Source organism: Microbacterium sp. 22296 (assembly GCF_052045385.1).
Lineage (GTDB): Bacteria > Actinomycetota > Actinomycetes > Actinomycetales > Microbacteriaceae > Microbacterium.
Genome location: NZ_JBQEOS010000001.1, coordinates 414,198 through 439,999, shown reverse-complemented (window position 1 = coordinate 439,999; position 25,802 = coordinate 414,198). Strand labels below are relative to the sequence as shown.

The 25,802-nt window shown below is 70.2% G+C and carries 24 protein-coding genes; 8 read left to right on the top strand and 16 right to left on the bottom strand.

Annotated elements, in window-relative coordinates; all coding sequences use genetic code 11:
• Window positions 1-32: 32 nt before the first annotated feature.
• The 11 genes from era to lepA form a co-directional block, all read right to left on the bottom strand.
• On the bottom strand, window positions 33-926 hold the full coding sequence (gene era / locus ACTJJP_RS02135) for a GTPase Era (protein ID WP_440773397.1): 894 nt from the start codon (window positions 924-926) through the stop codon (window positions 33-35).
• Window positions 923-2,233 (bottom strand): hemolysin family protein, encoded by a 1,311-nt coding sequence (locus tag ACTJJP_RS02130; RefSeq protein WP_440773396.1) that lies wholly within the window; start codon window positions 2,231-2,233, stop codon window positions 923-925. The genes era and ACTJJP_RS02130 overlap by 4 nt, the downstream gene beginning before the upstream one ends.
• Entirely contained in the window at window positions 2,230-2,697 is a 468-nt protein-coding gene (gene ybeY, locus ACTJJP_RS02125) for an rRNA maturation RNase YbeY (RefSeq protein ID WP_440773395.1), read from the bottom strand. Before ybeY ends, ACTJJP_RS02130 begins: the two co-directional genes overlap by 4 nt.
• On the bottom strand, window positions 2,694-3,776 hold the full coding sequence (locus tag ACTJJP_RS02120) for a PhoH family protein (protein ID WP_440773394.1): 1,083 nt from the start codon (window positions 3,774-3,776) through the stop codon (window positions 2,694-2,696). Before ACTJJP_RS02120 ends, ybeY begins: the two co-directional genes overlap by 4 nt.
• Complete coding sequence (locus ACTJJP_RS02115; RefSeq protein WP_440773393.1) at window positions 3,769-4,116, bottom strand: HIT domain-containing protein; 348 nt, start codon at window positions 4,114-4,116, stop codon at window positions 3,769-3,771. The genes ACTJJP_RS02120 and ACTJJP_RS02115 overlap by 8 nt, the downstream gene beginning before the upstream one ends.
• Before the next feature lie 82 nt (window positions 4,117-4,198).
• Window positions 4,199-4,933, bottom strand: a complete 735-nt coding sequence (locus ACTJJP_RS02110) for a 16S rRNA (uracil(1498)-N(3))-methyltransferase (protein WP_440773392.1) — start codon at window positions 4,931-4,933, stop codon at window positions 4,199-4,201.
• Between the two features lie 2 nt (window positions 4,934-4,935).
• Window positions 4,936-6,057, bottom strand: coding sequence for a molecular chaperone DnaJ (dnaJ, locus tag ACTJJP_RS02105; protein WP_440773391.1), 1,122 nt, complete (start codon window positions 6,055-6,057; stop codon window positions 4,936-4,938).
• A 48-nt stretch (window positions 6,058-6,105) separates the two neighbouring features.
• The gene (gene hrcA, locus ACTJJP_RS02100) at window positions 6,106-7,146 is read right to left on the bottom strand and encodes a heat-inducible transcriptional repressor HrcA (RefSeq protein WP_440773390.1); all 1,041 of its coding nucleotides are present in this window, start codon (window positions 7,144-7,146) and stop codon (window positions 6,106-6,108) included.
• 616 nt (window positions 7,147-7,762) lie between these two features.
• Window positions 7,763-8,980 carry a radical SAM family heme chaperone HemW gene (gene hemW, locus ACTJJP_RS02095; protein WP_440773389.1) on the bottom strand — a complete coding sequence of 406 codons (1,218 nt, stop codon included), beginning with the start codon at window positions 8,978-8,980 and terminating at the stop codon, window positions 7,763-7,765.
• Window positions 8,980-9,624, bottom strand: coding sequence for a DUF1990 family protein (locus ACTJJP_RS02090; RefSeq protein WP_440773388.1), 645 nt, complete (start codon window positions 9,622-9,624; stop codon window positions 8,980-8,982). The genes hemW and ACTJJP_RS02090 overlap by 1 nt, the downstream gene beginning before the upstream one ends.
• Before the next feature lie 25 nt (window positions 9,625-9,649).
• Complete coding sequence (gene lepA / locus ACTJJP_RS02085) at window positions 9,650-11,494, bottom strand: translation elongation factor 4 (protein WP_440773387.1); 1,845 nt, start codon at window positions 11,492-11,494, stop codon at window positions 9,650-9,652.
• Between the two features lie 205 nt (window positions 11,495-11,699).
• Between lepA and ACTJJP_RS02080 the strand changes: the two genes are divergently transcribed.
• The 3 genes from ACTJJP_RS02080 to ACTJJP_RS02070 all read left to right on the top strand — a co-directional run bounded on the left by ACTJJP_RS02080 (window position 11,700) and on the right by ACTJJP_RS02070 (window position 13,486).
• Window positions 11,700-12,422, top strand: coding sequence for an alpha/beta fold hydrolase (locus ACTJJP_RS02080; protein WP_440773386.1), 723 nt, complete (start codon window positions 11,700-11,702; stop codon window positions 12,420-12,422).
• Window positions 12,423-12,540: 118 nt separating this feature from the next.
• Window positions 12,541-12,801 (top strand): 30S ribosomal protein S20, encoded by a 261-nt coding sequence (rpsT, locus tag ACTJJP_RS02075; protein ID WP_055954413.1) that lies wholly within the window; start codon window positions 12,541-12,543, stop codon window positions 12,799-12,801.
• 439 nt (window positions 12,802-13,240) lie between these two features.
• A complete protein-coding gene (locus ACTJJP_RS02070) occupies window positions 13,241-13,486 on the top strand; it encodes a hypothetical protein (RefSeq protein WP_440773385.1) in 246 nt (81 codons plus the stop codon).
• Between the two features lie 28 nt (window positions 13,487-13,514).
• Here the strand turns inward: ACTJJP_RS02070 and holA are convergent, their stop codons facing one another.
• Genes holA through ACTJJP_RS02055 form a run of 3 tightly spaced genes read right to left on the bottom strand, consistent with a single transcriptional unit; the run spans window position 13,515 to window position 17,502 of the window.
• Window positions 13,515-14,552, bottom strand: coding sequence for a DNA polymerase III subunit delta (gene holA, locus ACTJJP_RS02065; RefSeq protein WP_440773384.1), 1,038 nt, complete (start codon window positions 14,550-14,552; stop codon window positions 13,515-13,517).
• Window positions 14,549-16,849, bottom strand: coding sequence for a ComEC/Rec2 family competence protein (locus tag ACTJJP_RS02060; RefSeq protein WP_440773383.1), 2,301 nt, complete (start codon window positions 16,847-16,849; stop codon window positions 14,549-14,551). Before ACTJJP_RS02060 ends, holA begins: the two co-directional genes overlap by 4 nt.
• 38 nt (window positions 16,850-16,887) lie before the next feature.
• Window positions 16,888-17,502 carry a helix-hairpin-helix domain-containing protein gene (locus ACTJJP_RS02055; RefSeq protein ID WP_440773382.1) on the bottom strand — a complete coding sequence of 205 codons (615 nt, stop codon included), beginning with the start codon at window positions 17,500-17,502 and terminating at the stop codon, window positions 16,888-16,890.
• A 108-nt stretch (window positions 17,503-17,610) separates the two neighbouring features.
• On the opposite strand from ACTJJP_RS02055, the gene ACTJJP_RS02050 reads away from it, so the two are divergent.
• Window positions 17,611-18,132, top strand: coding sequence for a DUF2087 domain-containing protein (locus ACTJJP_RS02050; protein ID WP_440773381.1), 522 nt, complete (start codon window positions 17,611-17,613; stop codon window positions 18,130-18,132).
• Window positions 18,133-18,230: 98 nt separating this feature from the next.
• Here the strand turns inward: ACTJJP_RS02050 and leuS are convergent, their stop codons facing one another.
• Both leuS and ACTJJP_RS02040 read right to left on the bottom strand, forming a co-directional pair.
• Window positions 18,231-20,804 carry a leucine--tRNA ligase gene (gene leuS, locus ACTJJP_RS02045; RefSeq protein WP_440773380.1) on the bottom strand — a complete coding sequence of 858 codons (2,574 nt, stop codon included), beginning with the start codon at window positions 20,802-20,804 and terminating at the stop codon, window positions 18,231-18,233.
• Between the two features lie 64 nt (window positions 20,805-20,868).
• Window positions 20,869-22,107 (bottom strand): anthranilate synthase component I family protein, encoded by a 1,239-nt coding sequence (locus tag ACTJJP_RS02040; protein ID WP_440773379.1) that lies wholly within the window; start codon window positions 22,105-22,107, stop codon window positions 20,869-20,871.
• A gap of 42 nt (window positions 22,108-22,149) precedes the next feature.
• On the opposite strand from ACTJJP_RS02040, the gene ACTJJP_RS02035 reads away from it, so the two are divergent.
• From ACTJJP_RS02035 to ACTJJP_RS02020, 4 genes are all read left to right on the top strand, one after another.
• Window positions 22,150-22,830 (top strand): DedA family protein, encoded by a 681-nt coding sequence (locus ACTJJP_RS02035; protein ID WP_440773378.1) that lies wholly within the window; start codon window positions 22,150-22,152, stop codon window positions 22,828-22,830.
• 5 nt (window positions 22,831-22,835) lie between these two features.
• The gene (locus tag ACTJJP_RS02030) at window positions 22,836-23,876 is read left to right on the top strand and encodes an App1 family protein (protein WP_440773377.1); all 1,041 of its coding nucleotides are present in this window, start codon (window positions 22,836-22,838) and stop codon (window positions 23,874-23,876) included.
• 277 nt (window positions 23,877-24,153) lie between these two features.
• Window positions 24,154-24,864, top strand: coding sequence for an SOS response-associated peptidase (locus ACTJJP_RS02025; RefSeq protein ID WP_440773376.1), 711 nt, complete (start codon window positions 24,154-24,156; stop codon window positions 24,862-24,864).
• Window positions 24,861-25,769 carry a 3-methyladenine DNA glycosylase gene (locus tag ACTJJP_RS02020; protein ID WP_440773375.1) on the top strand — a complete coding sequence of 303 codons (909 nt, stop codon included), beginning with the start codon at window positions 24,861-24,863 and terminating at the stop codon, window positions 25,767-25,769. Before ACTJJP_RS02025 ends, ACTJJP_RS02020 begins: the two co-directional genes overlap by 4 nt.
• Window positions 25,770-25,802 lie beyond the last annotated feature (33 nt).

The following is a 25,802-nucleotide window of genomic DNA, read 5'->3' as shown; positions in this document are numbered from 1 at the left end:
TCGTGCTCGCCCGTCGGGGTTCGCGTTCGGGGTCAGAAGCCGAGGCGTCCGAGCTGCTTCGGGTCGCGCTGCCATTCCTTGGCCACGCGGACGTGCAGCGAGAGATAGACCCGTCCGCCGACGAGGGGTTCGATGCCGGCGCGCGCACGGGCACCGACGTCGGCGAGGCGAGAACCCTTGCGGCCGATGATGATCGCCTTCTGGCTGTCGCGCTCGACGACGATGTTCGCCCAGACGTCGGTCAGGTCGCTGTCTTCGCGCGGGGCGACGTCGTCGATGGTAACGGCGATCGAGTGCGGCAGCTCGTCGCGCACGCCGTGCAGAGCCGCCTCGCGGATGATCTCCGCGATGCGATCCTCGATGGTCTCGTCGGTGACGACCCCGTCGGCGTACAGCGCAGGACCCACCGGCATGAGCGCCAACAGCTCGTCGCACAGCACGTCGAGCTGGTCGTTCGTGACGGCGGACAGCGGGATGACGGCATCCCAGTCCTCGCGCAACGCATCGACCTCGAGGAGCCGCTCGGTGATCTGATCGCGCGACGCAGCGTCGGTCTTGGTCACCAGCGCGACCTTCTTCGCCCGGGGGTAGCCCGAGAGCGATTCCGCGATGCGGCGATCGCCGGGCCCGACCTTCTCGGTCGCGGGCGCGCAGAACGCGATCACATCGACGTCGCCCAGGACCTGCTCCACCAGGTCGTTGAGGCGCTGCCCCAGCAGGGTGCGAGGGCGATGGATGCCGGGGGTGTCGACCACGACCAGCTGGCCGCCGGGGCGGTTCACGATGCCGCGGATGGCGCGTCGCGTGGTCTGCGGCTTCTCGCTCGTGATGGCGACCTTCTCGCCGACGAGGGCGTTGGTCAGCGTGGACTTGCCGACGTTCGGCCGGCCCACGAAGGTCACGAAACCGGATCGGGTGTCGCTCATCTGTCGTTCCTCTCGCGCGCGGAGGCGTCGGCCTCGGCGTCTTCGTCTGTGGGGATCTCGGCACGCTCCACGATGACCGTGGCGATTCCCCGATTGCGGCCGCGCGACGCGCCACCGGTGAGGACGAGACCGGAGTGTTCGGCGGTGGCGCCCGGCTGCGGGATGCGGCCGAGGGCCTTGCCCAGCAGCCCGCCGACCGAGTCGACGTCGTCGTCGTCGAGTTCGAGACCGAACAGGTCGCCGACCTCGTCGAGCCCGAGACGGGCGTTGACGCGATAGCGCCCGTCGCCCAGCTCGACCACCTCGGTGGAGGGGGCGTCGTACTCGTCGGCGATCTCGCCGACGAGCTCCTCGATGAGGTCTTCCATCGTGACCAGGCCCGCGACACCGCCGTACTCGTCGACGACGAGGCACACGTGGACGGCATCCCGCTTCATCTGCTGCAGCAGCGTCTCGGCCTTCATCGATTCGGGGACGAAGACCGCCGGTCGGGCGATCCGACGGATGGGCGCGTCGCGCCAGCCGGCCTCGTCGCGGAAGCCGTACTGCACGAGGTCTTTCAGGTAGAGCATGCCGACGACGTCGTCGGCCTCGTCATCGGCCAGAGGTACGCGCGAGACACCCTTCTCGAGGAACAGCGACAGCGCTTCGCGGGAGGTGGCCGCGGCATCCACGCTGACCATGTCGGTACGCGGGACCATCACCTCGCGCACGTAGCGATCGGTGAAATCGAAGACGGAGTGGATGAGCTCGCGGTCGTCCTCCTCGATGAGTTCGTTCTCCGCCGCCTCGTCGATGATGCTGAGCAGCTGCTCCTCCGACGCGAACGACGTCGAATGCGAGATGCCGGGTGTGACGCGATTCCCGACGGCCACCAGGCCGTGCGCGAGCGGTCCCAGCAGGATGCGCATCCCGCGGACGACGGGAGCACCACCGGTCAGGAGCCCCCGGGCGTGCTGACGGCCTACTGACCGGGGGCTCGCGCCGACGGCCACGAACGAGATGCCGGTCATCAGCACAGCGGCGGCGATCACGGCGAGCCAGATGTCGTCGAAGATCAGCATGAACGCGGCGGCCACGAGAACCGCGGCGGTCGTCTCGGCGAGGACGCGGATGAACGACACGGCCGTGACGTGGGCGCTGGTGTCGTCGGCGATGCGCCGGAGCGCCCGCGCGTGGCGTCCGGAGACGCCGAGCTCGAGCAGATCGGTGCGGGACGTCACCCCCATGGCCGCCTCGAACGCCGCCATCAAGCCGCCGAAGGCGACGAGCAGGAAGGCGGCGACGAGGAGCAGCGCCTCGGTCATGCGCGACGGTGGCGCTCGACGGCCTGGAAACCCGTGATGAGCTCGCGCTGCAGTCCGAACATCTCGCGCTCCTCGTCGGGTTCGGCGTGGTCGAAACCGAGGAGGTGCAGCAGCCCGTGCGTGGTGAGGAGGATCAGCTCGTCTTGCGTCGAGTGGCGGGCAGCGACCGCCTGGGTCTCGGCGACCGCCGGGCACAGGACGATGTCGCCGAGGAGCCCCGCGGGGGTCGGCGCGTCTTCGGATCCCGGACGCAGTTCGTCCATGGGGAAGCTCAGCACGTCGGTGGGGCCGGGCTCGTCCATCCACTGCACGTGGAGGGACTCCATGGCGCCCTCGTCGACGAGCACGATCGCCACGTCGGCATCGGCGCTGACGTGCAGCTCGGCCAGGTTGTACTCCATCAGGCGCAGCAGCACCTGCTCGTCGACCTGGTGGTCGGACTCGTTGTTGATCTCGATCGTCATGAGCGGTTTCGTCTCGGGAGGTGATCGCGGGGGCCGGCGGCACCGGGGCCGCGTCGCTCCGCACGGGTGGCGAACTCGCTGGCCTCGTCGCGCTCGCGACGCTGAGCCAGGCGCTTCTCGTCGTACTCGCTGTAGGCGTCGACGATGCGGCCGACCAGGTTGTGGCGCACGACGTCGGCGCTGGTGAGGCGCGAGAAGTGGATGTCGTCGATGTCGTCGAGGACGCGCGTGACCAGGCGGAGTCCCGAAGCACCCTGGGGCAGGTCGACCTGGGTGATGTCGCCGGTCACGACCATGCGGGTTCCGAAACCGAGACGCGTGAGGAACATCTTCATCTGCTCGGGCGTCGTGTTCTGCGCCTCGTCGAGCACGACGAACGAGTCGTTCAACGTGCGCCCGCGCATGTAGGCCAGCGGGGCGACCTCGATGGTGCCCGTGGCCATGAGCTTCGGGACGATGTCGGGGTCCATCATCTCGTTGAGCGCGTCGTAGAGCGGTCGCAGATACGGATCGATCTTGTCGGTGAGGGTTCCCGGGAGGAATCCGAGCCGCTCCCCCGCCTCGACGGCGGGACGCGTGAGGATGATGCGGTTGACCTCTTTGCGCTGCAGCGCCTGCACGGCCTTCGCCATGGCGAGGTACGTCTTGCCGGTACCGGCGGGACCGATGCCGAAGACGATCGTGTTCTCGTCGATCGCGTCGACGTACTCTTTCTGGCCCGCGGTCTTCGGGCGGATGACCTTGCCGCGCGAGGACAGGATCGCCTCGCCCATGACCTCGGAGGGGCGCGGACCTCCGTCGGAGCGCAGCATGCGGTTCGAGCTCGATACGTCGGACGGGTCGAGGCCCTGGCCGGAGCGGGTCATCGAGAGCAGCTCGTCGACGAGCCCGCGTGCGGCGCGCACCGCGGCCGGCGCACCCGACAGCGTGATCTCGTTGCTCCGCACGTGCACGTCGACGTCGGGGTGTTCTTTCTCGACGACGCGCAGAAGGCGATCCTGCGGGCCGAGCAGTTGCACCATCGCCACGCCGTCGACCTCGATGCGGTCGGAGACGTTGTCTTCGGGGGAATCAGCCACCCAGGCTCTTTTCGTTCAGGCCGCCCGCGAGGACGTGGGCGTGCACGTGGAAGACCGTCTGACCGGCGCCCTCGCCGGTGTTGAAGATGAGACGGAAATCGCCGTCGGAGTGCTCCGCGGCGACGGAGTCGGCGAGACCGACGACCTCTGCGAGCAGATCCGGGTCGCCCGCGGCGAGTTCGACGACATCGCGGTACTGCGCCGTCTTGGGGATGACGAGCAGGTGTACCGGTGCCTGCGGCGCGATGTCGCGGATCGCGAAGGCGTTCTCGGTCTCCGCCACGATCTCGGCGGGGATCTCGCCCCGCAGGATGCGCGTGAAGATCGACGGTTCGCTCATGGCATCCAGTCTAGTGACGGCCTCCGACACCCAGGCCTGGTGGGGTGCGGCGCGTGGTGGGTTCCGGGTTCGGGGCCGGGTGTCACCAGCGGCCGTGCGCAGCCGAGAGCACCGAGATCGCCGCCGCCCCGGCGGTCGAAGTGCGCAGCACCGTGTCGCCGAGGCGCACGAGCCGCGCGCCGGCGGACTCGAGGGCGGAGAGCTCCTCCGGAGCGATCCCACCCTCCGGGCCCACCAAGAGCACCACGTCGCGCCCATCGACCGCCTCGTCGGCGACGACGGTGAGGCGATCGGATGCCGACGGCTCGAGCACCAGGACGAGCGCGGTGCCCGAGAGGGCGACGAGGTCGGCCGTGCGGGCCACCCCCTCGACCTCGGGGATCCACGCGCGGTGCGCCTGTTTCGCCGCCTCGCGGACGATGGTGCGCCAGCGGGCGACGCCCTTGTCGGCCTTGGCATCCCATCGCGAGACGCTGCGCGCCGCCTGCCATGGCACGATCGCATCGACACCGAGTTCGGTCGCCGCCTGCACGGCGAGCTCGTCGCGGTCGCCCTTCGCGAGCGCCTGCACGAGCACGAAGCGGGGCGCAGCCGCGGGGCGGTCCTCCCGCGCGGTCACCCGCACGTCGACCTGCTTCGGCGACGCCGCCGTCACGAGGCCCTCGAGCCATGCTCCGCGTCCGTCGCCCAGCGTCACCGCCTCGTCGACCCGCACGCGACGAACGGCCGCGGCGTGGTGCGCCTCGGCTCCGGTGAGCGTGACGGCATCCCCCGGCCGAGCGGATGCCGCCGCGTCGGTGACGAAGTGCAGAGCCACGGTCAGTGACGGAAGCGGTCGCGGAACTTGCTGAACATTCCTTGCTGATGCTCGGCGAGTCGGGGCTTGGGGGCCTTGGTGCGCTTGGCGAATTCCTCGATGAGGGCGCGCTCCCGGTGATCGAGACGCGTGGGGGTCACCACGTGCACGCCGACCTTGAGGTCACCGCGCTGGCTTCCCCGCAACGGCGTGATGCCGCGGCCCTTGATCGTGAGCACGTCGCCCGACTGCACGCCCGCGCGCACCTCGAGGTCGACGTCACCGTCGAGCGCCCGGATCGTCGTGGTGGCGCCGAGGATGGCATCCGGCATCGAGACCTCGAGGGTGGCGACGAGGTCGTCTCCGTCGCGGCTGAAGGCGTCGTGCGCCTCGACCGTGATCTCGAGATAGAGGTCGCCGTTCGGGCCGCCCGCGGGACCCACCTCGCCCGAGCCGGGCAGCTGCAGACGCAGACCCGACTCGACGCCGGCGGGGATGTCGACCGACACGGTCCGCCGGGCGCGCACGCGGCCCTGACCCTGGCACGTACCGCACGGGTAGGGGATGGTCGTGCCGTGCCCCTGGCACACGGTGCACGGAGCGCTGGTGACGACGTTGCCGAGGAGGCTGCGGACGGTGCGCTGCACGTGGCCCGAGCCGTGGCAGATGTCGCAGGTGACCTCGCTCGTGCCCGGCTGGGTGCACGAGCCCTGGCAGGTCTCGCACAGCACGGCCGTGTCGACCTCGAGATCGCGGTGAGCGCCGAACACGACATCGCCGAGCTCGAGGGTCACGCGCACCAGCGCGTCCTGGCCGCGCTCACGACGCGAGCGCGGACGCGGACCACGGCCTCCGCCGCTCTGGCCGCCACCGAAGAAGGTCTCGAAGATGTCGCTGAACCCGCCGAAGCCGGCCGCTCCGCCACCGCCGAACGGGCTCTGATCGCCGCCCATGTCGTACCGACGGCGCTGCTCGGGGTCGCTGAGCACGTCGTAGGCGTGGGTCACGAGCTTGAAGCGCTCCGACGCGTCGTCGCCGGGGTTCACATCGGGGTGAAGCTGGCGCGCGAGACGTCGGTACGCCTTCTTGATGTCTTCCGGGCTGGCGTCGCGTTCGACGCCCAGGACCTCGTAGTGGTCAGCCACAGTCGCCTTCCTGCCCGCTCTCGCGGGGTCGTTCGGGTGTGATGCTCGTCAGCGTGCGCTGTCGTCGTCTTCGAGCATGCGGGTCAGATAGTGGGCGACGGCGCGGACCGCCGCCAGGTTCGAGGAGTAGTCCATGCGCATCGGGCCGAGGAGGCCGACGCGTGCACCGCCGTTGGAGCCGTCGTAGCGGCTCGCCAGTACGGATGCCTCGACGAGTCCGAACGGCTCGTTCTCACGACCGATGCTCGCCGACAACCCCTTCTCGTCGGCCACCATCTCGGTCATGAGCCGCAGCAGGGTGACCTGTTCTTCGATCGCCTCGAGCAGGGGGTAGATGCTGCCGCGGAAATCCTGCTCGCGCTTGGCGAGGGTCGCGGCACCGGCCATGACGAGGCGGTCCTGACGGAACTCCTCGAGCTCTTCACCGACGACCCGCAGAACGGCGTCGGCGATGGCCTCGATCACGACCCCCGGTCGCGGGGCGTCGGCCGTCGCGTCACCGACGCGCTGCACGCACTCGGCGACGCTGCGGCCCACGAGCACGGCCCCCACCCGGGCGCGGAGCTGGGTGATGTCGGCCTCGGTCGGCTCGGCGGGTACGAGCGCGATCCGCTGGGAGACCCGGCCGGTATCGGTGACGAGGATGACGAGCACCCGCGGACCACCCAGTGCCACGAGCTCGACGTGCGAGACATTGGCTCGCGCGAACGAGGGATACTGCACGATCGCGACCTGGCCCGTCAGCTGCGTGAGGGCCCGCACGGTACGCGCGAGGAGGTCGTCGAGGTCGCCCGCCTGATCGAGGAAGGACGTGATGGCGCTGCGCTGCGCGGTGGAGAGCGGACGGAGCTCGGCGAGGTGGTCGACGAACACGCGATAACCCTTGTCGGTGGGGACGCGCCCCGACGACGTGTGCGGGGCGACGATGAGTTCTTCGTCTTCGAGCAGGGCCATGTCGTTGCGGATCGTCGCCGCGGACACACCGAAGGCGTGGCGGTCGACGATCGCCTTGCTCCCGACGGGCTCGCGGGTGTCGACGTAGTCCTGCACGATCGCGCGGAGCACCTGAAGGCCGCGTTCCGACACCATGCGCTGCTCCTCCCGTTTGGCACTCGGCTCGATTGAGTGCCAATTCTACGGGATCGGCGCGACACCGCGTCGGGGGCACGCGGATGCCGTCTCCCGGTCCGGCGGACCCCGCTGCGCTGCCCCGGCGCCGGGAACCCGCGGTACCGAAAGAAACGCAGCGGCGCCGCGGTAAGCGCGTTGTCGCCGCGATAGATCGGCGAGTGTCCGCGAGAAACGCTCCGGCGTGGATGAAATGCCTCAACGGGGCGTTTCTCCCCCGCGCTCGCGTTTCTCGCTGCGCAAGGGGACGCGCGGCCTTGGCGCCGTGGCAGACGCTGCGGCGCGGCGAGCGACGTCGAGCGGTCGCGAGAAACGCCCTGGCGTGGCAGAAACGCCTCGACGGGGCGTTTTTGCCCGGCGTCCGCGTTTCTCGCGCCGTCGCGGGCGCGCGGCGTCGGCGCCNCGAGCGGCCGCGAGAAACGCTCCGGCGTGGGGGAAACGCCTTGACGGGGCGTTTCTCCCCCACGCTCACGTTTCTCGCTGCAGTACCGGCGCACGGCGCGTGCTCGCCGGCGCAAGGCGCAGCGTCCGGAGCGCACGGCGCGTCCTCGATTCGCGCGGAACGCGCGGCGCGCGGTCAGGCGGTGAGCGCCCGCACCACGGCATCCGCCAGCAGACGCCCGCGGCGGGTGAGCACGATGCGGCCGCGCACGGCATCCGGCCCCTCGACGAGACCGTCGGCGATGAGGGATGCCACGGCCCTCCGCCCCTCGCCGAGCAACTCCGACACCGCGAGACCCTCGCGGATTCGGCTGCGCAACAGCACCGACTCGAGCCGACGGGCGGTCTCGTCGGGCCGTTCGCGCGCCGCAGCCGGGGATTCGTCCGCGGCCAGACGCTGCGCGTAGGCGGCCGGGTGCTTCACGTTCCACCAGCGGAGTCCGGCGACATGGCTGTGGGCCCCCGGACCGAAACCCCACCAGTCGGTGCCCTGCCAGTAGGCGAGGTTGTGGCGCGACCGATGCTCCACGCCTCGCGACCAGTTCGACACCTCGTACCAGTCGTACCCGGCGGCCGCGAGCATCTCGTCGGCCGCCTCGTACATGTCGGCCTGGAGGTCGTCCGAGGGTTCCTCGACAACACCCGAGCGGATCTGCCGGGCGAGCTTGGTGCCGTCCTCGACGATCAGCGCGTACGCCGAGATGTGGTCGGGCTCGAGGGCGGTGGCGGCCTCGACCGAGGCACGCCAGTCGTCGAGCGACTCCCCCGGCGCGCCGTAGATGAGGTCGACCGAGACGTCGAGTCCGGCTCGTCGCGCGGCGGCAACCGCCGTGGCGACATTGGCGGGGTCGTGCGTGCGGTCCAGTGCGGCGAGCACGTGCGGCCGGGCGGACTGCATGCCGATCGAGACGCGCGTGATCCCCGCCGACGCGAGCGTGCGCATCACGGCGTCGCCGACGGTGTCGGGGTTGGCCTCGACGGTCACCTCGGCACCCTCGACGATTCCGAACTCGGTGCGCACGGCATCCAACATCGTCGCCAGATCGCCGGGTGGGAGGAGGGTGGGCGTGCCGCCTCCGAAGAACACGGTGGATGCCGCGCGGCGACCGCCCGCGGCATCCATCACCCGACCCGCCAGACGCACCTCCGCGGCGAGGGTGTCGGCGAAGTCGTCTTGCCGCGCACCGCGCAGCTCGCTCGCGGTGTACGTGTTGAAGTCGCAGTAGCCGCAGCGCACCCGGCAGAACGGTACGTGCAGGTACACGCCGAAGTCGGTGGCGGGGTCGATCTCGAGGTCGCCGGGGAGGCGGCCGTCGGTGGGAGCGGGATCTCCGAGGGGAAGAGGCCCGCCCATCAGGACGTGTACAACGGCGAGATCGCGCGCAGGTACCGCGCGAACAGCGCCTTGCGGCGCCGGCGCACGCGGCTGGTGAACAGCCGGTAGGTCGGCGCGGTCGGACGATCGAACGCGCGCACGACGAACCAGACCTCGTCGTTGTCGCGCCATTCGAGCGAGAACAGCTCTTCGCCGCTGACGATCGAGTGACCGACGGTGCCGAGGATGAACCCGACGCGACGGGGCTCCTCGAACACCGAGATCACCCGCAGCTCGGCGTCGGCGCGGTGGCCGTCGACCTTCCCGTGCAGGTGCACACCCGTGCCGGGGCTGACAAAAGGCGTCCCGTCGGCGGCGAAGCGCTGCTCGGCTTCGAGGCGGCTGGGGGCGACCGGGGAGCCGTCGGCGTCGAACCCGACTCCGGCGTAGCCTTCTCCGGATGCCGGACGCACGTCGGTGATGCTGAGCTCCTCGCCGCGCAGCGGCGCCCACGAGAGCAGAAGCTCACCCGCGGCGACGAAACGGTCCTCGCCGCTGCCGATGCGCCACGCGTCTTCGGCGGGCACGGAGTGCTCCGGCGGGTACTGCATCAGGTCGGGCGCCTGGGTGGCGCCGACCGCCGCGTAGTCGACCGTGTCGTCGGTGAAATTCTGCCGTCGCATGATTCACCCCTCTCGGTTGGGTGCGTTACTTCTTGGCCTCGACGTCGCCCGAGAGGGCGGCGATGAACGCCTCCTGCGGAACCTCGACACGACCCACCATCTTCATGCGCTTCTTGCCCTCTTTCTGCTTCTCGAGGAGCTTGCGCTTGCGGGTGATGTCACCGCCGTAGCACTTGGCGAGAACGTCTTTCCGGATGGCGCGGATGGTCTCGCGCGCGATGATGCGGGCGCCGATGGCGGCCTGGATCGGCACCTCGAACTGCTGGCGCGGGATGAGCTTGCGCAGGCGCTCGGCCATGAGGGTGCCGTACGCGTAGGCCTTCTCGCGATGCACGATCGAGCTGAACGCGTCGACCTTCTCGCCCTGCAGCAGGATGTCGACCTTGACCAGATCGGCGGTCTGCTGGCCGGCCGGTTCGTAGTCGAGGCTCGCGTACCCCTGCGTGCGCGACTTGAGGTGATCGAAGAAGTCGAACACGATCTCGCCGAGGGGCATGTGGTAGCGCAGCTCGACCCGGTCTTCGCTGAGGTACTCCATGCCGAGCAGGGTGCCGCGACGTGTCTGGCAGAGCTCCATGACGGTGCCGACGTAGTCCTTCGGCAGCAGGATGCCGACCTTCACGATCGGCTCCGACACCGAGGCGACGCGCCCGTCAGGGTACTCGCTGGGGTTGGTGACCGACACGGTCTCTCCGGTGTCGGTGGTGACCTCGTACGTCACCGACGGCGCGGTGGTGATGAGGTCGAGCCCGAACTCGCGCGAGAGGCGCTCAGTGATGATCTCGAGGTGCAGCAGTCCGAGGAAGCCGGCGCGGAAGCCGAAACCCAGCGCGACCGAGGTCTCGGGCTCGTACTGCAGCGATGCATCGGACAGCTTGAGCTTGTCGAGGGCTTCGCGCAGTTCGGCGTAGTCGCTGCCGTCGATCGGGTAGATGCCCGAGAAGACCATGGGCTTCGGGTCGGTGTACCCGGGCAGCGCCTCGGTGGCGGGCTTGCGGTGGGTGGTGATCGTGTCGCCGACCTTGGACTGGCGCACGTCTTTCACGCCGGTGATCAGGTAACCGACCTCGCCGATGCCGAGACCCCGCGTGGGCTGCGGCTCGGGGCTGGAGACGCCGATCTCGAGCAGCTCGTGGGTCGCGGTGGTCGACATCATCTGGATGCGCTCTCGCGGCTGGAGCGATCCGTCGATCATGCGGACGTAGGTGACGACGCCGCGGTAGGCGTCGTAGACCGAGTCGAAGATCATGGCCCGCGCCGGGGCGTCGGCCTTGCCGACGGGGGCGGGGATCTTCTCGACGATGAGGTCGAGCAGTTCTTCGACACCCATGCCGGTCTTGCCGCTGACGCGCAGCACGTCTTCCGGCTTGCCGCCGATGAGCCCGGCGAGCTCGGCCGCGTACTTCTCGGGGTCGGCGGCCGGCAGGTCGATCTTGTTCAGCACGGGGATGATCGTCAGATCGTTCTCGAGCGCGAGGTAGAGGTTGGCCAGCGTCTGGGCCTCGATACCTTGAGCCGCGTCGACCAACAGGATCGCGCCCTCGCACGCGGCGAGCGAACGGCTGACCTCGTAGGTGAAGTCGACGTGACCGGGCGTGTCGATCATGTTGAGGGCGAAGGTGCCGTCGGCGGTGGCCCACGGCATCCGCACCGCCTGGGACTTGATCGTGATGCCGCGCTCGCGCTCGATGTCCATGCGGTCGAGGTACTGCGCGCGCATGTCGCGGTCGCTCACGACGCCGGTGATCTGCAGCATGCGGTCGGCCAACGTCGACTTGCCGTGGTCGATGTGAGCGATGATGCAGAAGTTGCGGATCTGCTCCGGCGGGGTGGCAGACGGCTCGAGGGGCTTCAGGGCGCGCGGTGACATGTTCCGTCGATTCTACGGTGGTGCGCCGACATCGCCGTCCGCCGATGCTCAGGGTCCCGGCATCCAGGCTCCTCCGCGGCCGCGACGGCGGTCGCGAGACCACGCCGTCGGCTGGAGAGCACACGCTCGTGTCGAGCGCGATCGTGCGACCGCGGCGCTCGCGCTCACAGGCCTCGCAGCGCCACGCCCTCCTACAGTGGATGCCATGACGGTCCAGGTCGTGTTCGTGCACGGCATCCGTACCTCGTCCACGATGTGGCGGGCGCAGGTCGAGCATCTGCAGGAACGCGGTAACCCCGTGACAGCCGTCGACCTTCCCGGTCATGGCACACGCCGCGGGGAGCCGTTCACTCTCGAGGAGGCGTCCGCCACCATCGATCGAGCGGTTCGGGATGCCGCCGAGCACGGTCCCGTCGTGCTGGTCGGGCATTCGATGGGCGGTCTGCTGTCGATCGACTACGTCGGACGGGAAGACCCGCCGCCGGTGGCCGCCCTGGTCGCCGCGTCGTGCACGTCTCTCCCCCGCGGTCCGGCACTCGCGACGTACCGCTATCTGATCCGTCGCGCCGACAACCTCCCCGACCGCGGGATGGGTTTCACCGACCGGGTGCTCGATCTCACCCTGCCGCCGGAAACGCGCCCCGACTTCGGCGCCGGGGGCTACGCCCTCGACGCTCAGCACATCGCCCTGGCCTCCCTCTCCGACCTCGACCTGCTGGCATCCCTCCGCCGGATCGGGGTGCCGCTCTGGTTCGTCAACGGCCAATGGGATCAGCTCCGCATCAACGAGAGGCTGTTCACGACGGTCGCCCCGCACGCCGAGCTCGTCATCGTGCCGCGCACGACGCACATCGTCACGGCGATGCGCCCCCGCGTGTTCAACGCCGTGCTGGATGTGGCGCTCACCACGGTCGAGGCGTCTAGCTGATAGACTCGGTCCTTGGCTTGCGTGTGGGGTTTTTCCCGACCTCCACGACCGCCGGTGCAGCGCCCCTCTACCGCTCGCCCGGCACTTCCAACACTCACTCAAACGAAAGACCGTCGACGTGGCGAATATCAAGTCGCAGATCAAGCGCAACAAGACCAACGAGAAGGCGCGCGAGCGCAACAAGGCCGTCAAGAGCGAGCTGAAGACGCACGTGCGTCGCACGAAGGAAGCCGTGCTGGCCGGTGACAAGGAAGCCGCTGAGAAGGCCCTCGTCGTCGCGACCAAGAAGCTCGACAAGGCCGTGAGCAAGGGTGTCATCCACTCGAACCAGGCTGCGAACCGCAAGTCGGCCATCGCGAAGTCGGTCGCCGCTCTCTGAGCGCACTTCTTCGACAGCCCGTCCCGCATCTGCGGGGCGGGCTTCGTCGTTTCCGGTATGCGTCGCTGCGTCAGGGCGGAGGCGTGCGCGGGTAGGGGAAGCATCGGCGGCGCAGGCAGGGTGAGGCTGGACGGCTCGCGACGGCTGAGCGGTGCACCAGGGCTGAGCGGAGCGCGAGGGCTGAGGTGGCGTGCGGAGCGGAGGAGCTCGGACGAGCGGAGGACGCACGAGGGGCAATCGGTCCTCCCTTCGCCGCGTCTCCTCCCTTCGTCACCCGCAGGGGACATGACGGCGGTCAGTGGTCCCGGCCGGAGCGGAGCGCGACCGTGCTGGTCGACGCGCGGAACCGGAGGGTGCATCGCGCAACGAGCGAACTCATCCCCTCGGAGGATGCGGGCCGCGGGGGCTGCTTCATAGCGTGGAGGCCAGGAGGTACGACATGCAGAGTGAACGCGCAGCGAAGTTCTTCGGTGACCGGGAGGACCCCCGGCAGCGACTCGTCGAACTGTTCGGTGGGGATGTTCCCGAGGGCGGGCAGCCCCCGGAGTCGGCCCTGCGGTGGGCGGCCGTGGTCGCTTCACCCGACCACGGAGAGGTCGTCGTCGTCCGCGACCTCCGCCGGGCTGAGCCTCGACTCACGTTGATGGCGGCGACGTTCCTCGCGCGGCACCTCATCAGACGCTGACAGGATGGCCCCGCACGTGGCCGTGTACTCAGTCGCCGTAGGGTGCGCGCGTGGCGATGATCGTGATCATGCGCTCGAGGGCGAAGACCGAGTCGCGCGACGCACCCTTGACCTCGGCATCGGCCCGGGCCGTGGCGTGGATGGCCATGCCGAGCGTGTTGCCGGTCCAGCCGACGAGGTCTCGGCGGGCGCGATCGACCTGCCAGTCCTTCATGCCGAGTCGGTGCGCGAGCGTCGACGACGATTCGCGAGTGCCGGCGACACGCGCCATCGTGCGCAACTTCATAGCGACGGCGGCGACGAGCGGAACAGGATCGGCCCCGGATGCCAGGGCGTGCCGCAGCGCGAGAAGAGCAGGACCGTACTGGCCGGCGATGGCGGTGTCGGCGACCGTGAACGCCGACGTCTCGACGCGTCCGCCGTAGTAGCGCTCGACGGTGCGCTCGTCGATGTCACCGGGAACGTCGACGATCAGCTGCTGACAGGCCGCGGCGAGTTCCGTCAGATCGTCGGCGAACGCCGAGACGAGTGAGCGCAGGGCGACCGGCGCGATGCGCTTCTGCGCCGCCTTGAACTCCCCGACCGCGAAATCGAAGCGATCGGAATCGCGTTTGACGGCAGGGCAGGCGATCTCGATGCCGTCCCCCTCACCCGACCGGATGCCGTCGAGCAGCTTCTTTCCGCGGACGCTCGCGCCGGTGTGCCGGAGGACGACCGTGGCGCCGTCCTGCGGGAAGGCGAGATACGACACTGCTTCGGTGAGAAAGGTGTCGCTGCACTTCTCGACGCCGCTCACACGCACCAGTCGCGGCTCACCGAACAATGAGGGCGAGGTGACGCCGAGCAGGGTGCCGGCGGCGTAGTCGTCGGCACGGATATCGGTGACCTCGAGGCTCGGGTCTTCGCTCTTGAGCATGGCGCGAATGCCGGCTGTCGCGCGCTCGGCGCAGACTTCTTCGGGCCCGGAGATGAGGACGATCGGTGCCGGCTGCGGAGTTCGCCACGACACCTGGGGGATGGCCGACTTCGCCTTGGCGGGGGCGGAGCGTCGAGGTGCCGGAGTCACTCCCCCAGCCTACCGATCGGCTCCGACACCGTGTCGTCTGCCCGCTCCCGCCAGAGCGTCAGCTGCCCGCCGTCGTCGAGCCAGGCGGCCAGCGCTCCATCGTGATCGGTGCGACCGATCGCGGTTCCGAGGGTCCGTAGCATCGAGAGCAGCGAGGCGGTCGGGTGGCCGTAGTCGTTGTCGGCGCCCACGCCGATCAGACCGACGGCCGGATGCAGATCCTGGTAGAGAGCGGCATCCTGATCGGCGCTTCCGTGGTGCGAGACCTTCACGATCTGCACGCGAGGCACGTCCACGCGCCGACGCAGGGCCGCCTGCGATTCCTCGCCGAGGTCGCCGAGGAGAACCGTTCGAGGGAAGCCGCTGCCCGCGACGTCGAGGGCGACGCTCGCGTCGTTCCCGGGCTCGGCGCGCGGAGGTGGACCGAGCGCCTGCCATCGCGTGGCTCCGAGCTCCCCCGTGGTCCCTGTCGTGACCTGCTGCAGCTGCGCACCCGCGGCGGCGAAACGGTCCAGCAGTCGCTGGTCGGCGGAGCCGTCCACCGGGCCGTGCACGACGAGGGCGGCCCGACCGATCACGGTCGGGGATCCTCCGACGTGGTCGAGGTCGAAGTGCGTGAGGACGAGGAGGTCGATGCGGTCGATGCCGAACTGCGTCAGGCAGCGGGCGAGAGCCGTCGGTTCCGGACCGGTGTCGACCAGCGCGATCGCTCCACCCGACCGCCACAGCGTCGCGTCGCCCTGCCCGACGTCGCACATCGCGACCTGCCACGCCGCGGGCACGGTGAGGGGGCCCGCGACCGTTCGGACCGCGGTGGTCCCCAGCACGAGACCGATGACGACGGCCGTCGCTGCCGAGGCGAGACCGGTGAGGCGGGGCAGGTGTCGAGGACGCGCGATCGCCAGATGAAGGGCGGCACCGACGAGAGCCAGGAGCAGCGCCCCAGCCGGCCCGTCGGGCCACGGGAGATTCTGCGCCGCGACCGAAGAACTCGTGTGCGCGACGGCGGCGATCCACGCCGCGGGGACCCAGGCCAGGGCCGTCAGTCCATCGCGCAACCACGGGAACGGCACGATGCAGGCGAGTGCTCCGGCGATGGTGGCGGGGGCGGCGGCCGGGTCGGCGACGAGATTGGCCGCGACGCCGAGCAGGGGAACGTGCGGGTCGATGAGCACGATGAGGGGTCCGCAGACGATCTGGGCCGATGCCGGCACGGCGAGCGCGAGGGCGAGGGCCCTCGGCATCCACCGCCCGAGTCCCACGGCGAGCGGACGTGCAAGCACGAGCAGGGCGCCGGTCGCCGCGGCGGAGAGCGCGAAGCCCAGGGAGCGCGCCAACCAGGGGTCGATGACGAGCAGCACGGTGACGGCGAGGGACAGTACCGCAACGCCCACCGCCGGGCGGCCCAGGGCAACGGCGATCATCGCCACCGAAGCCATGGCCGCCGCCCGTACGACACTCGGTTCCGGAGTGACGAGGGCGACGAAAGCGGCCAGAACGACGAAAGCCCCACCGACGCGGACGCCGCGGGGTGCGCCGCACAGGGCGAGGAGCCCGAAGGCCGCTCCCACCACGAGTGCGCAGTTCGCACCCGAGACGGCGGTCAGGTGCGAGAGCGAGGACGCGTTCATGGCCGCCTCCGTCGCAGGGTCGAGGCTGAAGGTGTCGCCGACGGCGAGGCCCGGGACGAGACCGGCCCCCGGCTGGGGCAGACCTCGCGTAGAGGCGACGAGTCCGTCGCGCAGACCTTCGAACCACGCCCACACGCCCGTCGGCTCGGTCGCCGAGGTGATCTCGCCGGCCCGGACGACGAGCGCCGCACGCTCCCCCGCCGCGGCCGGGATCGCGCGCCCCGACAACGACACCGTGCTGCCCATGCTCGCCCGCGCCAACGCCGACCGTCCGTCCGGATCGACGAGCACACGGGCCGGAATCGCACCGACCACCGTCGCCTCTCCCGCTCGCACGCTCGACGCGACCGCGTCGAACCAGGCACCTCCGTCTGCCGACCCGTCGATGCGCCCGGTTACCGTCACGTCGAGCTCCAGGTGTCGACCGCCCTCCGCTTCCAGGGCAGCGATCTGCGACCGGACGGGAGCGAGCGAGGCCACGGTCCCCGCGGTCGCGGCAGCGCACGCGAGCGCCACGGCGGCGACGGCCAGCACGGGGTGCCGACGCCACACGAAGGCGATGGTGATGAGGCAGGACAGGATGCCGACACCGACGGCGAGGAGGACGGCATCCGGGATCGCGGTCGAGAGTCCCGCGGAGATCCAGGTCGTCGCCGCCACCGACACCGGGCGCGACGCTCTGCGCCGGAGCGCGCCACGCGCACTCACACCCGCACCAGGTCTCGGAGGGCGGCCAACATCTTCTCTCCGATGCCCGGTACCGACTGCAGGTCGTCGACGCTGGTGAACCGGCCGTTCGCCTCGCGCCATTCGATGATGCGTTCGGCCATCGCGGGACCCACGCGCGGGAGGGTGTCGAGCTGCTCGGGGGTGGCGGTGTTGAGATCGATCAGTCCGTCCGACGCCGAGCCTCCGGTGGGGGAAGCCGCGGCCTCCGCCCCCACCGCCGGCACGACGATCTGCTCGCCGTCGGCGACCGGACGCGCGAGATTCACCCCGTCACGCGCCGCGTCGTCGGCGAAGCCGCCCGCCCGCGCGATGGCGTCGGCCACCCGGTCCCCGGCGTCGAGTCGGTACAGACCGGCCTCGCGCACGGCCCCGGCGACGTGGACGTAGAGTCCGGCCTCCGCCGGCATCCCCGGAGACGAGGATGCGGTCGACACCGGCGCCACGACCTCGGTCCCCGTCGCGCCGCGCAGCATGCCGATCCCGATCGTGACCGCGAACGCCAGCAGCACCAGCACCACGACGGCACCGACGCCGAGGCGCGTGCGCGGCGCCAGTTTCTCGCTCGGTGCGGGGTCGGAGGGGGAGGTCACACGAGGACGCTACGAAGCGTCACCCTGTCTCCGCGGCGACCCGGAACGGATCCGTGCACACGCACGACGACTGGTCCGCCGGGGAGGAGCCGCCTCTAGCCTGGGGAGATGTCCGTGCATTCCTGGCGCCCTCTCATCGCGGCCCTCGCCGACGACCGTGCGCGTGAGGTGTACGCGCTCGTCGTGCTCGGGCGACCCCTCGACGCGCACCTGTCGTCGCTCTCGCCCGGGAAACGCCGCCGGGTTCTCGAGACCCTGCAGGGGGCGGGACTGATCTCCCCCGTCGACGGCGGTTGGCGCGCGGATTCCGAGATCTTCCGCACCGCCCTCGCCGCTGCATCCGCGCCCGCCCGCCCCGAGGGGGTCGCGCGGTTCTTCACCGACGGACGCCTGTCGACGTACCCCTCGCGCGCGGCCGATCGCCAGGAGGTGCTGGCCCATATCGCGACCCGGGTCGTGCAGCCGAGCGAAACCGTCGGCGAAGCGGCGATCACCGATCGACTCGCCGCGATCACCGACGATCCGGTCTCGATGCGGCGCTATCTGGTCGACGCGGGCCTGCTCGCCCGCACCCCCGACGGGGGCACATACACCTCGGCATCCTCCTCGCCGAGCGGCGGGCCGTCGTGAGCCGCGGAGCCGACTGAAGCGGTGCATCCTGCCCGAAACACCGGATGCCACGTCCCCCGCCGCAGAGCGTGGGGGACGTGGCATCCGGGATCGGGAACCTACTTCGTCGAGAAGCTGACCACCTTCGGCGGACGCACCACGGCGCGCACGATCTCGCGGTCACCCAGCGCGCGGCGGACGCGTTCGTCGCCGCGGGCGAAAGCCTCGAGCTGATCGCCGCCGATCTTGGCCGAGACCGTCAGGGTGGCGCGCACCTTGCCGTCGATCTGCACGACGGCGACCACGTCGTCTTCGACCAGCAGGGTGGGATCGGCCTGGCGCCAGGTCGCGAGTCCCACGAAGCCGGTGTAGCCGAGCGTCTGCCACATCTCTTCGGCGGTGTGCGGGGCGAACAGGTCGAGGGTCATCGCGATGACCTCAGCGGCCTCGCGAACAGCGGGATCGCCGGCGCCGGCCGAGCCGTCGATCGCCTTGCGGGTGGCGTTGACCAACTCCATCAGGCGGGCGACGACGACGTTGAACTTCGTCTGCTCGACGAGGTTCGGCGCCTCCGCCAGCAGGCGATGCGTGACGCGGCGGAGGGACTTGTCGCCCTCGGCCCAGACCACGTCGGTCTCGCTGTCGACGTCGTGGGCGATACGCAGGGCGCGGGCGAGGAACTTCGCCGCGCCCGTGGTCGAGACGTCGTTCCAGTCCTTGTCGTCTTCCACCGGGCCGGCGAAGGCGAGCGCCACGCGGAGGGCGTCGGCGCCGTGCGCGTCGAGCTCCTCCTGGAACAGCACCAGGTTGCCCTTGCTCTTGGACATCTTGGCGCCGTCGAGGATGACCATGCCCTGGTTGATCAGGCTCGAGAACGGCTCGGTGAACTCCACCAGACCCATGTCGAACAGCGCCTTCGTGATGAACCGCGCGTACAGCAGGTGCAGGATCGCGTGCTCGACGCCGCCGATGTAGAAGTCGACCGGGCCCCACTTCGACGCCTCGCGGCCCGAGAACGCCTCGGTCGAGCTGTCAGGCGACAGGAAGCGCAGGTAGTACCAGGAGCTGTCGACGAAGGTGTCCATCGTGTCGGGGTCGCGCAGCAGCGTCTGCCCCGTCTCGGGGTCGGTGACCTGCACCCACTCGGTGGCCGCACCCAGCGGAGAGGTGCCCTTGGGCTTGAGGTCGAGACCCTCGACCGAGGGCAGGACGACCGGCAGCTGGTCGGCCGGGACGGGGGTGATCGAGCCGTCTTCGCCGTGCAGCATCGGGATCGGCGTCCCCCAGTAGCGCTGACGCGAGATGAGCCAGTCGCGCAGGCGGTAGGTCTTCGCGGCTCGTCCCACGCCCTTCGCCTCGAGCTCCTCGATCATGCGTGTGATCGCGTTGCGCTTGGACAGTCCGTTCAGCGAACCGGAATTCATCATGCGACCGTCGCCGGTCAACGCGACGCCGGTCTTGGCGGGATCGAGGTCGTCGATGTCGCCCAGCGGGTCGATCGGCACCCCGTCGTCATCCAGCTCGATCACCGGGATCGCGCCGGTGATGGGGGCGTTGGTGTCGACGACCACCTTGACGGGCAGGTCGAACGCGCGCGCGAAGTCGAGGTCGCGCTGGTCGTGGGCGGGCACGGCCATGACGGCGCCGTGACCGTAGTCGGCGAGCACGTAGTCGGCGGCCCAGATCGGCAGCTTCTCACCGTTGATCGGGTTGATCGCGTGGTGCCCCAGGAACACGCCGGTCTTCGGCCGGTCGGTCGACTGCCGCTCGATGTCGGTCGCGCGCTGCACCTGCGCCAGGTACGCCTCGAACGCCGCGCGCACGCCCTGGTCCGCGGATGCCGCGAGCTCGGCCGCGAGTTCGGACTCGGGTGCCACGACGAAGAACGTCGCACCGTGCAGCGTGTCGGGGCGCGTGGAGAAGACCGTGATCTTCTCGTCACGGCCCTCGATCTCGAACTCGATGTCGGCGCCGACGGAGCGACCGATCCAGTTGCGCTGCATCTGGATGACCTTGCTCGGCCAGAAGCCCTCGAGCTGGTTCAGGTCGTCGAGCAGACGGTCGGCGTAGTCGGTGATGCGAAGGAACCACTGCGTCAGCTTCTTCTTGACCACCACGGCGCCGCTGCGCTCGCTCGTGCCGTCGGGCAGCACCTGCTCGTTGGCGAGCACAGTCTGATCCACCGGGTCCCAGTTGACCAACGCGTCCTTGCGGTAGGCCAGGCCCTTGTCGTACAGCTTCTGGAACAGCCACTGGTTCCACCGGTAGTACTCGGGGTCGCTCGTGTGCAGCACCCGGCTCCAGTCGAACGAGACGCCGTAGTCCTTGAGGCTCGCCTTCTGCTGGGCGATGTTGGCGTAGGTCCACTCGACCGGGTCGGCGCCGCGTTTGATGGCGGCGTTCTCGGCGGGCAGGCCGAACGAGTCCCACCCGATGGGGTTGAGCACGTTGTACCCGCGGTGGCGCCAGAAGCGCGCGACGATGTCGGAGTAGAGGTAGTTCTCGGCGTGACCCATGTGCAGGTCGCCCGAGGGGTAGGGGAACATCGCGAGCACGTACTTGCGCGGGCGCGTGTCGTCGTCGCCGCCGGCGCGGAACGGGTCTTTCTCGGCCCACGCCTGCTGCCACTTCGCCTGGATGGCGTGGGTGTCGAAGCCACCGTCGCGGGCGTCGGGTGCGGAGTTCTGAGACACGGGGAAGCCAATCGTGTGAGTCGGGGAGGCCCGGAGGCCAGCGTCCAGGTTATCGGAACCGGGGTCACCACCCCGGCGGCACCTCGGCCCCGAGAGCGGCGAGCGGGGCACGCGCCTTGATCCCCACCTCGGCGACCTCGGATGCCGCGACCGACCGCCAAGTGATCCCCCCGCCCGCACCGACGTGGGCGGCATCCGGATGCACGATGACGCTGCGGATCACCATTGCGAGATCTGCGGCGCCGTCGTCGCCGATCCATCCGAACGCTCCCGAATAGATACCGCGAGGGGCCTGCTCGAGACCGGCGAGGATCTGCATCGCCGACTCCTTCGGAGCCCCGGTCATGCTGCCCGCCGGGAACGTGGCGTCGAGCAGGTCGCCGACGGTGGTTCCGCGGAGGAGCGTGCCCGACACCTCGCTCACGAGCTGGTGCACGTGCGGATACGTCTCGACCTCGAGCAGTCGATCGACCCCGACCGTCGACGGCTCGCAGACCCGCGAGAGGTCGTTGCGCATGAGATCGACGATCATGACGTTCTCGGCACGTTCCTTGGGGTCCGTCCGCAGGTCTTCCGCGAACGCCGCATCACGGTCCGGGTCGGTGGACCGTGGCCGGGTGCCCTTGATCGGGTGCGTGTGCACGGCGCCGTCGCGCACCTCGAGGAAGCGCTCGGGCGACGCGCTGACCAGCGTGACCTCGCCGATGCGGACGAAGCCGGCGTGATGCGCGGGCGAGGCGCGGCGAAGCCGTCGGAACACCGCGAGGGCGTCGACGGCTCCCGGCACCGTGAAGCGCGTCGTGAGGCAGAGCTGGTAGGCGTCGCCCTCGCGGATGCGGTCGCGGCACGCTTCGATGAGCTCGGCGTAGCCGTCGGGCGCGACGCGGGCGGATGCCGTGCCCCGGCCCTCGGCGGGATCGACCTCGCCGGGGGTCGGCGCCTCCGTCACGCGAGCCGCGAGGGCGGGGTCGCCCACGGCGTAGACCCGGCGGGACGCGTGGTCGAACGCGAGCAGAGCGTCGACGCGCAGCCACGCGGACTCCCCTTCGTACGTCCTCCATCCGACCCATCCCCCGCGGAACGGCCCGGGCCCGTCGTGCACGGATCGCGAGGCCGCGGCATCCTGTTCCTCAGGCCGGGATGACGGGTCGAGCCGGCCCGCTCCCATCCAGCTCCATCCGGTCGACGCTCCCGTCCCGGCGTCGAGCCAGAAGGCCTCGGGTGCGTCGGCGAACAGGTGCAGGAACGCCGCCTCGGGATCGACCCACGCGACGGGGGTGAACGAGGGGGCGGAGTGCGGCACGCTCCCAGGCTAGGCGGGAGCGGCGGTCGTAGGCTGACGGAGGTGAACGAGATCCTCACGTGGCTGCTCGACGTCGTCCAGAACGTCGACCCCGTGCTGCGCACCGTCATCGCCGGTCTCGCGGTCATGCTCGAGACGAGTGTGCTGGTCGGCCTCATCGTCCCCGGTGACACGATGGTCATCGTCGCGGGCACGGCCGTCGGCTCGCCGCTCGAGGGCGTCCTGTTGGCCGCGGCCGTCGTGGTGGGTGCACTGCTCGGCGAGAGCTTCGGATTCTGGCTCGGTCGGTTCTTCGGCCCGCGCATCCGTGCGTCGCGCCTCGGCCAGAGACTGGGCGAGCGCAACTGGGTGCGCGCCGACCGCTACCTCAGCCGCCGCGGCGGGCCGGCGATCTTCCTGTCGCGGTTCCTCCCCGTGCTGCACTCGCTCGTTCCGCTGACCGTCGGGATGAGCGGCTACAGCTATCGACGCTTTCTCGCGTGGACGACCCCCGCGTGCATCATCTGGGCGGGGCTGTACATCACCGTCGCGGCCACCGCGGCCGGTACCTACCGCGAGCTCGCGGACCAGCTCCACTACGCCGGCTACATCTTCGTCGGCATCCTCGTCGTCTTCCTCGTGCTCGTCTTCGTCGGCAAGAAGCTGATCGAGCGCGCCGAGCGACGTCATCTGGCCGATGACGTGCCCGTCCTCGGCCGCGAGGACGGTGACGTGAAAGACTGAGGCCGATGCCTCGTTCTCCTCGCTCCACCCGCGCAAAGGTGCTCTGGTTCGCCCGACTCGAGCGCCGCTTCCACCGGTGGCGCGAACGACGGGCCCGCTCTCGCGGCCTCCGGCCCGCCGTCACCGGTTTTCCGGGATACGGAACCGAGGAGTGGGTGCGCGTCCTCGGGCGCGTGCTGATCGCGCCGCCGATCAAGCGCACCTCCACCGGGGAGTTCGCGAGCCTGCGCGGCTGGCGCAGCTTCGCGGCCGTTCCGGTGGGCATGGCGAAGGTCGACGTCGTGATCGACGGGGTCACGCACCGCGTGGCGGCCGATCGCGGCGGCGTGATCGACGCGAAGCTCCCCGCCAGGCTGGCACCCGGCTGGCAGTCGATCACCATGTCGGTCGAGGGGAGCGAGCCGGCCGAGACCCGTGTGTTCATCGTGGGCTCCGACGTGCGCTTCGGCGTGGTGAGCGACATCGACGACACCGTGATGGTGACGCTCCTCCCCCGGCCGCTCCTCGCCGCGTGGAACTCCTTCGTCGTCGACGAGCACGCGCGTCAGCCCGTGCCGGGTATGGCGGTGATGCTCGAGCGGCTGACGCGCGAGCACCCCGGCACTCCCGTCATCTACCTCTCCACCGGCGCTTGGAACGTCGCCCCCACCCTGACCCGGTTCATGCGCCGCCACCTGTTCCCCGCGGGTTCCTTCCTGCTGACCGACTGGGGCCCGACGCACGACCGCTGGTTCCGCAGCGGGCGCGATCACAAGGAGCTCAACCTCCGCCGCGTCGCGAGCGAGTTCCCGCACGTGAAGTGGTTGCTGGTCGGCGACGACGGCCAGCACGACGATGCGATCTACACCGGTTTCGCGATCGAGCACCCCGAGAGCGTCGCGGCCGTCGCGATCCGCCGACTGCTGCCGGCCGAAGCCGTGCTCGCCGGTGGCCGCACGGTCGTCGACGATCACTCCGCGGCCGAGGTGCCCTGGGTGACCGGGTCGGACGGCGCCGCCCTGCTCGCCCGACTCGAGGACGTCGGGGTCATTTCGCGCGACGGCTGAGCGGCGGCGGATGCCGCGATGTGCGCGACGTCAGCGATACGCACGAGGTGAGGGGCATCCGGGGCGTGCGGGCTGAGGTTGTACGGATCGCTGAGGTCGTGCGCGGGCGCAGGACCGGTGTGCGCGGCCTCAGCGATCTGCGCAGCGTGAGTGGCATCCGGGGCGTGCGGGCTGAGGTCGTGCGGATCTCTGAGGTTGTGCGCGCGTTGATGCGGCGGGGGCGACGCCGGGGCCGCGCCGTCGAGCCGATGTCGGAGGGGGCGCGTACGGTGGAGGCATGTGCGGTCGATTCGTCGTGGCCAATGTGGCATCCGAGCTCGTCGGCGTGCTCCGCGTCGACGTCGAAGCCGACGAGCTCCCCCCACCGTCGTACAACATCGCGCCGACCTCGCAGGTCGGCATCGTGCTCGACTCGATCAAGAGCGAACCGCCCGTGCGGCGTCTCGAGGTCGCGCGGTGGGGTCTGGTCCCGGGGTGGGCGAAAGACGTGAAGATCGGCGCGCGGGCGTTCAACGCGCGCAGCGAAGAAGTCGAAGACAAGCCCATGTTCCGCAGCGCCCTCATCAAGCGTCGCGCCGTGATCCCGGCATCCGGGTATTACGAGTGGAAGACCACCGAGGCGGGCAAGACGCCCCATTACATCCACCCCGCCGACGGCTCGCCGCTGTTCTTCGCCGGTCTCTATGAGTGGTGGAAAGATCCCTCCCGGGCCGACGACGACCCTTCACGGTGGGTGCTGAGTTGCACGATCCTCACGCGGGACGCGATCGGGCGCCTGGGCTCGATCCACGACCGCATGCCGCTGTTCCTGGACCCCGATTTCGCCGACGCCTGGCTGGATCCGACGACCGAGAACGTCGGCGACGTGCTGGATGCCGCGATCGACGCCGCGCCCGACGTGGCCGACACCCTCGACGACCACGTCGTCTCGGCCGCCGTGGGCAACGTCCGCAACGACTCCCCCGACCTCATCGACGCCGTCGAGTGACCTCGCTCCTTCACGCGCCGGCGCTGACGCGCGCCGAGTGGACCGCACTGGCCGACGCTCACGCCGAACGCGCCGACGCCCTGACGGCCGCTCACCGCGCCCGCGCGAGCCGCGCCGAGAAGCATCCGGTCGAAGACTTCCTCTTCACGTACTACTCGTACAAGCCCGCGATCCTGCGTCGCTGGCACCCCGGTCCCGACGTCGTGCTCGCCGACGCCGACGAACGCGTCGGCTGGCGCTGGTACCGCCCCGAGCCGGGGGGCGTACGCGTGGATGCCGAGCGGTTCCGCGACGAGCGCGGATCGCTTTTCCGCGGCGTGGTGAACCTGCTGCGCGCAACCGCGGACCGACCGGCGCAGTTCGGCTGCTTCGGGTTGCACGAGTGGGCGATGGCGTACCGCGCCGACGACGTGCGGCACGCGGTCCCGCTCCGCCTCGGTCGCGCCGGCACCGACGCCGTGGTCGACGCGCACGACCTGAAGTGCACGCACTTCGACGCGTTCCGCTTCTTCACGCCCGACGCCGTACCGCGCAACCGCTCGCCGCTGACGCGCGACGACCAGGTCGAGCGCGAGCAGCCCGGATGCCTGCACGCCGGTATGGACGTCTACAAGTGGGCCGTGAAGCTCGGCCCGCTGGTACCGGGGCCACTTCTGCTCGCGGCGTTCGAGCTCGCGCGCGACATCCGCACCCTCGACATGGAGGCCTCGCCCTACGACCTGAGCGATTGGGGATACGCGGCGGTGCCGATCGAGACGGCGGAGGGCAAGGCCGAGTACGTCACCCGCCAGCGGGCGCTGAGCGAGCGCGGGCAGGGGCTCCGTCGTGCCGTGATCGCGGCCGTGACGAGCGGCGACGACACGCCCGGTCGCGCCGATTTCCTGCCGTCGCGGACTGTGTTGTAAGCTCATGGAGTTGCCTCGAACGGGGCGGAAAAC